This window comes from Polaribacter batillariae, assembly GCF_017498485.1.
GTDB classification, from domain to species: Bacteria; Bacteroidota; Bacteroidia; order Flavobacteriales; family Flavobacteriaceae; genus Polaribacter; species Polaribacter batillariae.
Window position 1 is genome coordinate 3,849,376 of record NZ_CP071795.1, and the last position, 12,724, is coordinate 3,862,099.

Annotated in this window: 9 protein-coding genes; 3 read left to right on the plus strand and 6 right to left on the minus strand. The window is 30.8% G+C overall.

What is annotated here, in order from left to right; all coding sequences use genetic code 11:
* The first annotated feature begins 51 nt into the window (after positions 1-51).
* Positions 52-1,002, plus strand: coding sequence for a serine hydrolase (locus JL193_RS16860; RefSeq protein ID WP_243456794.1), 951 nt, complete (start codon positions 52-54; stop codon positions 1,000-1,002).
* 22 nt (positions 1,003-1,024) lie between these two features.
* Positions 1,025-3,844, plus strand: coding sequence for an Npt1/Npt2 family nucleotide transporter (locus JL193_RS16865; protein ID WP_243456795.1), 2,820 nt, complete (start codon positions 1,025-1,027; stop codon positions 3,842-3,844).
* 3 nt (positions 3,845-3,847) lie between these two features.
* Here the strand turns inward: JL193_RS16865 and JL193_RS16870 are convergent, their stop codons facing one another.
* Complete coding sequence (locus JL193_RS16870) at positions 3,848-5,164, minus strand: serine hydrolase (RefSeq protein ID WP_207971868.1); 1,317 nt, start codon at positions 5,162-5,164, stop codon at positions 3,848-3,850.
* A gap of 2 nt (positions 5,165-5,166) precedes the next feature.
* The gene (locus JL193_RS16875; RefSeq protein ID WP_207971869.1) at positions 5,167-8,076 is read right to left on the minus strand and encodes a PEP/pyruvate-binding domain-containing protein; all 2,910 of its coding nucleotides are present in this window, start codon (positions 8,074-8,076) and stop codon (positions 5,167-5,169) included.
* Positions 8,077-8,198: 122 nt separating this feature from the next.
* Between JL193_RS16875 and JL193_RS16880 the strand changes: the two genes are divergently transcribed.
* Positions 8,199-9,497 (plus strand): IS1380 family transposase, encoded by a 1,299-nt coding sequence (locus JL193_RS16880; RefSeq protein ID WP_207971324.1) that lies wholly within the window; start codon positions 8,199-8,201, stop codon positions 9,495-9,497.
* A gap of 177 nt (positions 9,498-9,674) precedes the next feature.
* Here JL193_RS16880 and JL193_RS16885 read toward each other — a convergent pair whose 3' ends face one another.
* The 4 genes from JL193_RS16885 to JL193_RS16900 all read right to left on the minus strand — a co-directional run bounded on the left by JL193_RS16885 (position 9,675) and on the right by JL193_RS16900 (position 12,722).
* On the minus strand, positions 9,675-10,685 hold the full coding sequence (locus JL193_RS16885; protein WP_207971870.1) for a DUF6695 family protein: 1,011 nt from the start codon (positions 10,683-10,685) through the stop codon (positions 9,675-9,677).
* Between the two features lie 5 nt (positions 10,686-10,690).
* Entirely contained in the window at positions 10,691-10,933 is a 243-nt protein-coding gene (locus JL193_RS16890; RefSeq protein ID WP_207971871.1) for a DUF6095 family protein, read from the minus strand.
* Positions 10,930-11,742 (minus strand): N-acetylmuramic acid 6-phosphate etherase, encoded by an 813-nt coding sequence (gene murQ / locus JL193_RS16895; RefSeq protein ID WP_207971872.1) that lies wholly within the window; start codon positions 11,740-11,742, stop codon positions 10,930-10,932. Before murQ ends, JL193_RS16890 begins: the two co-directional genes overlap by 4 nt.
* A gap of 149 nt (positions 11,743-11,891) precedes the next feature.
* Entirely contained in the window at positions 11,892-12,722 is an 831-nt protein-coding gene (locus tag JL193_RS16900; RefSeq protein ID WP_207971873.1) for a DUF4249 family protein, read from the minus strand.
* Positions 12,723-12,724: the final 2 nt, after the last annotated feature.

Genomic DNA, 12,724 nt, shown 5'->3' on the forward strand with positions numbered 1-12,724 from the left:
TAACTTGGTGTTAAATTTGTACATTAAATAGTGAATTTAAAAATAATTATAATGTTTACTAAAAACAACAAACTTATACTTACAATTTTATTAATGGCTTTGCCATTTATTGGGCGAGCTCAAAATTCAATTATTTTAAAAAATGAAACAAGAAGCACTTACGACGCTAGTCTTCCATTAGATTTATACAAAACAATTAAACCTATTTCTGAAATTGAAAGTAAAGAACTTAAAAAAATTTTAATATCAGAAATTAATAAAAACAAAACCTGGAAACGTTTAATTAAAGGTAGGCAAATGTCTATAGGTATTGTAGATTTAAGCGATTCTACAAAGTTTAAGTATGCAGGTGTTAACGACAATTTTATGATGTATGCTGCCAGTTTACCAAAAATTGCTATTTTATTGGCTGCAATGGATGCTTTAGATAAAGGAGAATTAGAAGATACCAAAGAAGTTCGTAGAGATTTGCGATTAATGATTAGCAAATCTGACAACAGAGCTTCTACAAGAATGATTGATAGGTTGGGATACAAAAAAATTGAAGAGGTTTTAAGAGCTCCAAAAAACAAATTATACGACGAAGAACTTGGTGGTGGTCTTTGGGTTGGAAAAAGATATGCAGCATCAGGAAAAAGAAATCCAGATCCTATAAAAGGGTTAAGTCATGCAGCAACTACAAGGCAGGTTTGTAGTTTTTACTACCAATTGGCTTTGGGGAATTTAATTTCTACGGAAAAATCTTCCGAAATGTTAGAAATAATGAAAGACCCAGATTTGCATCACAAATTTGTAAATACTTTAGATGTGGTGGCTCCAAAGGCAGATGTATATCGAAAATCGGGTTCTTGGAGAAATTACCATGCAGACTCTGCATTGGTTTGGGGACCAGATAGAAAATATATTATTGTAGCATTAGTAGATAACGATTATGGAGAACAAATTATTAGAAATTTAGTGAAACCATTAGAAAAAGTATTAAAAAAATCACGTTCTTTATAGCGCTAAAAATTGGGCTATAAAAGTGAGAAAATTATTAGGTAAAACATTCGGATTAAGAGATGGTGAAATATTCATCTCTTTTTTAATGCAACTGTATATTTTTCTTATAATTACGGTTTTATTAATCGTAAAACCTATTGTAAACGCACTTTTTGTCTCTAAACTAGGTGCAAATAGCTTGCCTTTCGGGTATTTATTGGTGGCAATAATTGCGGTTTTTACCTCTTATTTTTACAACAGAGCAATTAGAAAATTGTCGTTAGTAAAAGTAGCTGTTACTTCTTTAATAATATTTAGTTTCGCTTTTATAACGCTAAGTATTATTTTAAAATTTTTACTTATTAGTAATTGGATTCTCTATTTTTACTATGTATTTATCTCTTTATTTGCAGTAATTGCAACCTCACAATTTTGGATTTTTGCCAACATGGTTTTTAATGCAAGAGAAGCCAAAAGAATTTTTGGTTTTATTGGAGCAGGAGCCATTGCAGGTGGTATTTTCGGCGGATATTTAACAAGTGTTATTGCTTCTAGTTTTGGAAACGAAGTTGCAATTTTAGTAGCCGCAATATTATTATTGGGTTGTATTCCTATTATTAAAAAGGTGTACGAAATACGTATTCGCTATTTAAATACTTTTAAAAGAAAACAAGTAATTGCAAAACAAGATGTTTTAGAAAATTCTGCAATAAAACTAATTATCAATTCGAAACACTTAACTTATATTGCTTTTATAACAGGAATTGGGGTTATTGTTGCAAAATTAATCGATTTTCAATTTAGTGATTTTGCGAACAAAGCCATTCCAAATTCAGATGATTTAGCAGCATTTTTTGGATTTTGGTTTTCGACATTTAATGTGGTTGCTTTAACCATTCAGCTATTTTTAACCAATAAAATTCTTACCAAATTAGGGGTTTCATCTACATTGCTAATTTTACCTCTTGCCATTGGTTTTGGAAGTTTGTTATTCTTAACGTTTCCAGAACTATGGGTTTTAGTGTTAATTAAAGGAATTGATGGTAGCTTTAAACAATCTATAAACAAAGCATCAATAGAACTCTCTATTATGCCAATTCCTACATTGATAAAAAATCAGGCAAAATCGTATATAGATGTTGTTGTAGATAGCATAGCTACTGGTATTGCAGGGTTTTTATTAATTTTTCTCGTAAAAAGATTAGAATTAGACACAGCATACATTACTGTAATTATTTTACTATTCGTTTTTATTTGGATTGTTCTTATTTACCGTTTGCGTGAAGCCTATTTTAACTCTTTTAAAAATAATATTCAAAAAACATTAGGGGCAGAAAACGACGATGTAAAACTCGCCAAAGAGAATTCGATTACCAACATGAAAAGAATTTTAGAAAGTGGTAAAGAAGCATCAATTCTAGAAGTCATTACAAGATTAGGTGATTTTAATTCTAAAATTTTTCAAGATTCAGTCGTAAAATTATTAAAGCATCCATCTCATAAAGTTAAAATTCAGGCGATTGATTTTCTTCATGATGTTGAAGATGTATCTGTTTTAGATGAAGTAAAACGATTGGTACACGAAAAAGACGATACCTTGGTGTATGTTGCTTTAGAGTATATTTTAGAAAAATCTCACATAGACGAGAATTCGTTTTTTACCTATTATTTAGATCACGAAAACGAGTACATTGCAAATGGTGCTTTAATGGCGTTGGCAAAACAAAACTCGTACAACTCTAAATTAGGTTTAAAATATAATTTAACAGAAAGACTTAATCGTAAAATATATCTTTTTAATGCTGGTGAAAATACGGTTCGAAAAGAAGTAATTGCAGGTTTATTAATAAGCATTGCAAATGCGAGAATAACGCATCACTATCATTTTATAAGCGAGAAATTAACAAGTAAAAAAAGTTACATTGTAAAATTTGCAACCATTGCTGCCGGTATTACATCAGATGAACTTTTTATAGAAGATTTATTGCTTTTAACGCTTAAAAGAAAACATCGAAAAAGAGCGATTAAAGCATTAAAAAACTACGGGCCAAAAATTATAGACATCCTCTTAAAATTAGACAAAGAAGACGATTTAAAAGGAAATGTAAAGAAATACATTCCTAAAATTATAGAGTCTTTTAATAACGATAATGCTGTAAAAATTTTAAAGCGTTTGCTTAAAAATAAAAATAGTGTTACAAGATTAGCCGCATCTAATTCGTTGGCAAAATTAAAGAAGAAAAACTCGAATTTACGAATTAGTAGAAGGTTTATAAAAAACCAAGTATCAAGAGAATCTAGTTATTATCGTACTATTTTAGAAATAATAACTTCTGTACAAAATAATATCAATTTAGAGTTGTTAAAAGATAAAACGACTTCTAACCAACCAATTGATCAAGCAAGACAAAACTTAATTACAGCTTTAGAAATAGAGTTAGAAAATACCTTAGAAAACATATTTAAATTGTTAAGCATGCTTTATAACGAAGAAGATATAAACATGACTTATGTTGGAATTAAAAGCGAAATAAAAGAAGCGAAAATTAACTCTTTAGAGTTTTTAGACAATTTATTGCAAACAGAAATTAAGTCGAAAGTATTGCCTATTGTAGAGTATTATATTGTGGGCGATAAGCATTACAATTCGCCCATTATTAATTTAAGTTTACTTTCAGAAAAAAAGTGTTTACAAATAATAATGAGAATGGGAGGAAGCCATTTGCGCTTTTTAGCAGTAGAATTAATTGCAGCTTCTAAAAACAAAAGTTATGTTCCTATTTTATTGCCATTAAAAAAGTATCGCAGCAAGAAGGTAAAAAAACTTGCCAGCGATACTTATACTAGTTTTATGGGATTTTAACGATTAATTATTATCGTCTTCATCTGCATCACTTTTATATTCTTCTTCTTTAATAATTGGTTTTTTAGATGCGTTAGCTTCATCAATAATATCATCTAATTTACTAGCCATATACATGTGTGCACCTGCCGAATTTTTGTTTAAGACATTAGACATTAAACATGCAATATATTTTACACCATTTGGCTGTTCTACAATAATTACAGAATTCATATAATTAAAAACATTTCCGGCATAACTTGCGCAATCGGGGTTTTTCTCTCGATCGCATTTGTAATAACTTCCAGACTTAAAATATACAGCAGCACTGTCTAACCTTGGCGATTTTGCATATCGAATTCTTCTATCTGTTAAATACAAAAGTCTTTTCATCTCTAAACTAGAAGCTTTATCGACTACTTTTCCTTGCTCTAATTGTACCAAAAACTTCATTAATCCTTTTGGAGTTCCAATACTGCCACCTTTTCTACCCACATATTTTCCTGCAGGTCTTGTAAACATTCCTCCTAAGCGCCACTCGTTTTTCGTAATTCCTAAATCTCTTAAAGGTTTGTTTACAACTGTATTTGCTAAGTTTGTAAGCGAATCTCTAGGAGTTTCTTTAAAATAAGTTTCTGCTTTTTCTGCATCTAAAAAAAAATAATCTTGCCCAAAAGCAGCCATTAACATCGCTTCCCTATATATAACACTTGCAGCACCATTGTTGCTTACAGAAACCATATGATCTAACCATTCGTATAAAGAAAACTCGTCGCTAGCAACTACTTTTCTTTTTGTTAATCGATCTTTTTCTATATCGTACACAGGAATTGTGTGATGATCTCCTGTACCCCAATATCTAGAGGTAACTTTTATATTTTTTAAATAAGCAGCTCTTTCTTCAAAAGAATCTGGACATAATTTTTCTAATTGATCGAAAACCGCCAATAAAACAGCGATTTTACCAACACTTCCTGGTTGGTAACCTACGTTTTCTCTATATTCTGCGTACCTAAGTTTATCGGGATTGCTCATATCCATAACAGCCATAGAGTACGCTCCAGAAGGAATAATTCTTTTTATTTTTCTTTCGAAATCGCTGTCGGAAAACAATAAATCTTGTACACTGTCTTTCGATTTGCTTAATAAATTTAATTTAATATCGGCTAATTTTTTATAAGCTCCTGCAGGAATTCTTGTATATCGAACACTATCTAGCTGAAATTTTCGAAGTTGATATAAACGTTTAATACCTGTGGTTTCGTAACCATCAATCGGATAATTTATAAACCCAAGAGAGGCAACAATAAATATGCTTAGTAAGAGATATTTAGTTTTCATAGTTATATTTTTTCGGTTAAATTTATTTCAGTTTCCATGTTTACTTTTGGAGTAATGGAGTTTAAGTAATTAGAACTTTTGGCTTGTTTATTTTCTACAAAAGGTCTTATTTGAAATAACCATAGTTTATTATCTTTAAAACCAAATTCAACATCGTAGGCATGAGATTCTTCCGAAGTTTTTGTGCCAATTTTGGTTCTAATTTCTGTGGCTAATTCTCTAATATCATTTATATTTTGAGGATTTAAAATGGGTTTGCTAAAAGTGGTGTAATATTTTTTAGTACTTCCAGTTGCTGGTAAACGAATATAATCTGCCTGTCTTGCAGGGCTTAATAAATAACTTGTTTCCGAGGTTATTAGTCTTGTTTCTGCAGATTGGCCATCTACTGCACCACCAGCGCCTCTACTAAAGGCAACTGTTAAATCGTCTTCGGAACCTTGGTTGATTCCTTTTGTAATCATTACCCCAGAATAATCGACATCTACACTTGGAATAATTAAAATAGAAGGATATACATTTTCTGGATTCAATAAATATTTTTGACGCCATTTAAAGCTTCTTTCTGTATAGGCAGAAGCCCAAACTTCTTTTATTCCTTGGATAATTTTTTGCTCTTCTAAGATGTTAAAAAGCGTTAAGTTTAAACCAGCTCCTGTAAATTCTTTTAAATCTTCCATATTGGTGTCGCTTCTTAAAAATACAGGAACATTACCCATTTTATCTCCTAAAACCGATATAAAATTATCTTTTAAATCTTGCATAAAGCTTTCCTCTAAATGAATGTTTGTAATAGCGGTATGCAATTCTTTTAAAGAGCGGATTAAGAAATTTTCGATTTCTTCATCTGAGACATCTTTATTTTTTAATTCTTTGGCTTGTGCAAAAGTTGCATTTAAAAATTCCCAATAAGACATTTTTTTATTTGGCATTTCTTTATTCATATGGGTTTTAAAAATTCCAAACGGAATTATAATTCCTTCTACGACCTTATCAGGAAAAAGATTTTTTAATTCTCCTAAATTGGCTGCTTTTGGCCCACATAAAATTCCAGAATCTGTAGCTTTTACGCTTCTTAAATTTATGATTTTAGAAACATCTAACTTTAATTTGTTAGTGGGTACTTCAATCATATTTTTTGTTCTTTCTTTTTTATCAAACAATTTTTTTTCTACATCTGTCATGTCGTTTTCTAACTTTAAAATAACATTTCCTTTGTTAGAAACAGCATAAAACACATTCTTGTTGTTGTGTTTTTCTAAAGATTTTAAGTTTTCACTTGACAGTGCAGCATTTGGTATTCCTAAGTTTCTTGCTAACAATTGTACGTGAGAAACTAAATTTCCTTCAGAAACCGTCATAATTCCTGCTACAGGTTTTAAATCTGATGGTGGTTTTTGAAAAATATAAATGTTGTTAGAATTTACTTCTACATCATTTGGGTTTCCTTGCACAACAATTAATTTACCAAAAGCATAACCAGGGTTTAAACCTCTAATTGCATCTTGGTCTTTAATGCCTAATACATTGTTGTTTACTTTTAAAACTTTGCTTGCGAAGGCATTTAATTTACTTACAGTTTCTCCTAAATTTAAAGTAATGGAATTTCTAATTCTGTCGTCTATAAAACCATAAGCTAAAGATTCGAAAGCTGCATATTGGTTTACGTCTTCTTGGTAATTTGCTTTCACTAAAGAAGTACTCCATTCTACAATTCTTCTTGCATTTGTTACTAAAGAATTAAGTTTTTTTAAACTTGTTTTTTCATTTTCTAGAGTATTCGAAAAAATAGGTTTTACAACATCAAATTCCCATGCTTCTACCAAACCGGTTGCATACGAAGCACAAATTAAGGTTTCTGTTTTTAAAATGGTTTCTTCTAAGGTTTCTGGATTCCAATTTTGTGTTTCTATCAATAGAATTTTTTCTAATTGATTGGTTAAATCTAAAAGAATTAAACGGTCTTTACTGTTTTGAAATAGGGTTATGTTAAAACGCAAGAAATCTAAATTATCGGTTATTTTTTGAACGATATCTTTTGCAGAAAAGTTAGATTTATCTTCATTTACAAAATCTTTAAGTGTTTTTAAAACACCATTTTTATCTTTCACTTTCGCAAGTTCGTTGGCAATTGTTTTATAATTTAAAGGTGCGTAAAACTCGTTCATAGTGGTTAAGAGATTGTCGAACATTTTTTTCTGCTTTGCAGAAATCTTAGAGGCATTTTTCTTTACGTAACTTTGTACTAGATAGATATCTGATTTTTGAGGGTTTCCATGAATTTTAATTCTAATATCCATAAAATCTGGAATTTCTTCTGCTAAAATTTTAGATTCACTACGCATTGCTTGTGCAATATTAGAATCTCCATTATGGGGTATGTCTTTTAAAGATTGCCTTACCAAATAATAGTTAGCGTTTAAAAAAGTATCGTCTTTTAAAATTGTTTCATAAAAATTTTTGCCCCAAGCTTCTTCATCTTCCGATTGTACTGCGCCTCTGTAATATTGCCCTTTTTTTAAAATCCAACCATCGTCTATACTTGCTAAATACTGCCCAATTTGATATTGTTTTAATCGGCTGTAATTATTTTTTTCATCTAAAAAATTATCTGTATTTACACTCGCTAAGATTTCAGCAAAAAATAAATGATTGGTTTTTCTTACAGCTAAAGCAGATTGTTTAAAACTGGCATGTTGTATTCCTCCACCAATAGAATCTGGACAAGGGTCTTTTGCATCTCTAATGCTACCATCTTTACAAAACCATTTAATTCTGTAATAAGGGCCTCTTATATCTTTTTTGTAAGTTTCTACTAACTTTTTAAGTTCGTTATTCGATTTTTTTTGAGCAAATGTTGTACTTGTAAGTAATAATATACAAATGCTGTAAACGAGAGTAATGTTCTTCATAGATTTTTATTTTTACTTTACAAATTTATTCTTTTAAACCTGAATTATGCAATAGATGATTTAAAATTTTGTATAAACGCTTATGATTATTAGCTTTATAGCGAATTTAACACATAACCCAAATGGTTAATCTCCCTATTGAGTATTCAAGTAAGAAAGTCACCCCTTTTGGAGGGATGAGCTTAATGAAGCGTTTTATTGATCAAACAGAAATTAGAGAACAACTAGCACAATTAGATTTACCTCAACCAAGCTCTAATGCAGGTTATAATCCTGCACATATAACTGAAGCTTTTTGGTTGAGTATTTGGACAGGAGCTTCTCGTTATATCCATTGTGATTGGTTACGTTATGATAGCACATTGCAAGATATTTTTGGATGGAATCGTATGCCATCACAAAGTACCTATAGTCGTTTTTTTGGCAAGTTTTCTCAAAAGCGCAATACAGAAGTATTTCCAAAGTTGCAACATTGGTTTTTCAAGCAATTAGATGTTGACAACTTAACTATAGATTTTGATAGCACAGTTATTACAAGATATGGAGAGCAACAAGGTAGCGCAAAAGGTTATAATCCCAATAAAAAAGGCAGGAACTCACATCACCCATTAATGGCCTTTGTAAGCCAAACCAGAATGGTTGCCAATGCTTGGTTAAGACCAGGCAATACAGCAGATAGTAGTAGCTGTAAAGAGTTTATGGAAGAAACCTTCAATGAAGCTTTAAAGGACAAAAGAGTTGGTTTAGTTCGTGCAGATAGTGGTTTTTACACACAAGATTTATTAGATTATCTAGAAGGCAAACAACTCAATTACATTATGGCAGCACGTATGTACCCAAATATAAAAAATGCAGTTTGGGGTTTGGATAATTGGATAGAACTCACAAAAGGAATTGAGCTTAATGAGATGATTTTTAACCATACAGATGGTAAGTCAAGGCGCTATATTGTCATAAAAAAGAAAGTAGAAGATCGTCCAAAAGCAGCTGGAAAATTACTTTTTGATGATCTGCCTGGTTATCGTTTTAGTTGCTATGTAACCAATCTAGATTTACCGCTAGACCAAGTTTGGAATATCTACAACACCAGAGCTGATTGTGAAAACAGAATCAAAGAACTCAAAGAAGACTTTGGATTAGATAACTTTTGTTTAAAGGATTTTTGGGCAACTGAGGCTTCCTTTAGATTCATTATGGTGGCTTATAACCTAATGAGTTTGTTTAGACATTTTGCCTTAAATCATCATAATCGAGCAACTTTAAAAACCCTAAAAGTCTATTGCTTTGCATTAGGAGCTTGGACAGTAAATCATGCTAACAGAAAGGTCTTAAAGATTGCTTTAAACACTAAAAAAAGACCTTGGATGGATGGCTTATTCTCCCAAATTAATGATTTAAGTCCTCCTTTTGTGTATTCCTAATGCATAATGCGGGTTAAATTGATATGCAACAGCTATTTATGCAATTGCATTAACAAAAGAATTGTATGGGTTAAAATTTTTTAAGTTCGAAAGGCTTTTAACGAAAAGTACTACCATTTATCTTTTAAATTTACCATAAATGCAGTTTGCAGACGGTATTAAATAAAAATCGATATTTTAAGAAGTCGAGGTAGAGGAAAAAATTTTAGAGGAAAAAATATGATTGTTTTGCTCAATAAAAACCTCTTTACAAGTTGTAGGATGTACAAATTTATATTCTTTTTGATGATTGAAAAGAGCATTATCTATCATAAAAATACTTTCGAAATCTTTTATTCCTTCAGAAGTATATCTTGCAATTTTGTACGTATTATTGCTAACTTTTTCTTCGATATTAAACCAAGCACCACTACCAATGCCTCCTAACCACGTTCCGTTTTTTAAGTTAAAAGCAGCTAAATTGGGTTCTTCGGTTCCTTTTAAGTTTGGCTCGTGATTAAATTTATTAAAAAAAGAAGCTTTGTATTCTTTTATAATAGACCTGTTTTTATATTCGGTAATATGCTGATTGTATGTTTCGTAAATGATATTTTCTGTAGTTCCTTTAATTACATTTCCAATAGGGCTTGGTGTAAATAAGTTCGATGTTTTTAATTGATTGGTAATTTTTTTGTTGTTTGAAGCTGCAATAATAGTATCTGTAACAAAACGAGCGCAATTGGTGCCGTTTTTAAGAAACGCTCCATAAGGTATTTCTTTTTTTTCAATTAATTGATTGATAAATAGTTTCGCTTTTTCAAAATTAATATCTTCATTTATACTTGCAACCAACCTGCCATCTCCATGTGTTTTTTTAGGATGATTTTCTACCCACAATAAAATTTCTGAAAGATTTGTTAATGTATTATTTTTAAAGCGGGCAACAATAGGAATTGCTAATTCTGGATCTGTTTCTTTAGAGCGAACGCGCCCATTTCCGTAAGAAGTTATATACCTGCCAAAGTCGAAATAATTAATCTCTGGTTTTTCTTTTTTGATAAGCAAAAATGCAGCATGACCAGCTTGTACAGCGTGTTTACCACCAATGCCAATTTTTGGCCAAAAGCCACTTAATCTTTCCCAATAAGCAGGGCGTACAACTGTATCTGGATATGATAAAATAATTATGATTCCGTTAGAATTATGCATTCTTCTTACTTATTAAAAATAGCTTTTAGTAAAATTTTAAAAGTTTTAAAAGCGAAGTAAATGGTAAAAATTACTAGAATTCCTGCAATTGGTAAAATAATATAAGAAAGGGATTCATTAGCTGTGTTTTCAAACTTTTTTAAAGCTTTAAAACTCATTGTTAAGGCAATTGGAGATGCAATAAAGAGAAAAACAAGAATGGCTAAATATTTGAAACCTTTGCCCAATAAATTTACATTTGTACTCATTTTTTGTAGTTTATAATCGAATTTCTAACATTTCCATACTTTTTTAAAAGTTTAGAAGCAGTTATTAAGTCTATATTTAATTCTTTAACTAACATTTTTTCGCCTCTTTCTACTAACTTGTTGTTAGACAATTGCATGTCTATCATTTTGTTGCCTTTTACCTTTCCAAGTTGAATCATGGTAGCTGTTGAAAGCATGTTTAAAACCAATTTTTGTGCGGTTCCAGCTTTCATTCTAGAGCTTCCAGTAACAAACTCAGCTCCTACAATTACCTCTATTGGAAATAGAGAAACTTCTGCTAAAGGGCTGTTTTTATTACAGCTAATACAACCTGTAACGATGTTATTTTCGTTGCATTTTTTTAAAGCAGCAATTACATAAGGTGTAGTGCCAGAAGCAGCAATACCAACCACAACATCTTTTTCTGAAATTTTATGTTTTTTTAAATCTAACCAACCTTGGGTTTTAGAATCTTCTGCATTTTCTACAGCTTTTCTAATGGCCATATCTCCACCAGCAATTAAACCCACGACCAATTCGTGAGAAACACCAAAAGTTGGCGGACATTCAGAAGCATCTAAAATGCCCAATCTGCCAGAAGTTCCAGCACCAATATAAAAAAGCCTTCCACCATTTTTTAGTTTTTGAACAATTTGTGTTGTTAATTTTTCTATTTGTGGTAACGCTTTTTCTACAGCCAAAGGAACCGTTTTGTCTTCTTTATTTATATTGAAAAGTAATTCTTGTACCGTCATTTTTTCTAAATGATTGTACTTGGAATCTTGCTCTGTCGTTTTTATAAATGTCATGCATCAAAAATACTGTTTTCCTGCAAGGTTTCAAAAACCTTGTAGGTATTAGATAATAAGTATTGTTTTGCAATACTTACAACAAATATTGTTTTGTAATACCTACAAAATCAAAAAAAAAGACTTTGTAGGATTTTTATAAAGATGGTTTAGTTTTTTGCTACTAAATCTAAAGAAAAAGTATCTGATTCTCCAATATGAAAATACCCTAGAGGAAAATTTTCTTCATTGGTAGTATTTATTATATTTCCTAAAAGTGAAGAGGGTACAGATTGAAATGGACCACCAGCATTTTGTCCACTTTGGTCCACTAAAATTCTAAAATAGGTGTAATATTCTTTGGTGACACCAGAAAGTGTAACGACTAGAGTAGAAGGTAATGCCACTTTTTCCATATTTATATAGTAAGAAAAATTGTATTCAGAACCATTTAAGTACTTGTCTTCGATAGTTACATAGTTGTTAAAACCAAAATTGAATAAATAGTAATTTTCTTGTGTGCCATCATCTGTAAAAGATGTTTCTAACTCTATTTCATCTCCAGAAAAAAGCGTACCATCTCCTTGACTAACGTTGTTTATCACTGTCGATTTTACTTTTGTAGCTTTACCTTTGTAGGTTTGGCTGTCGTGAATTACAGTTAATTCGTACACAACATTATCTTCCGGAATAAAGCTTGTAGTTGGTTCGTAACTGCCATCTAAATTTACATCAGTAAAATTAATAACAGTGTTGTCGCTTAAGTTGGTAAGAAATACAGTTGCATTGGTTACAGTTGGTATGGTTTCCTCGAAATAATCTGCAGACAATTTTAATTTAACAACGGTATTTGCAACCACAGGATTTTCATTAAAAAACACTTCAAAAGAAGCATCGATAATTAATTTTGGTGGAATGCTTGGCACATCGATATCTACTACTTTTTCGCAGTTGGCAAAAAGAAGTATTAAAGAAACAAAAATTATTTTTATATTTTTCATTA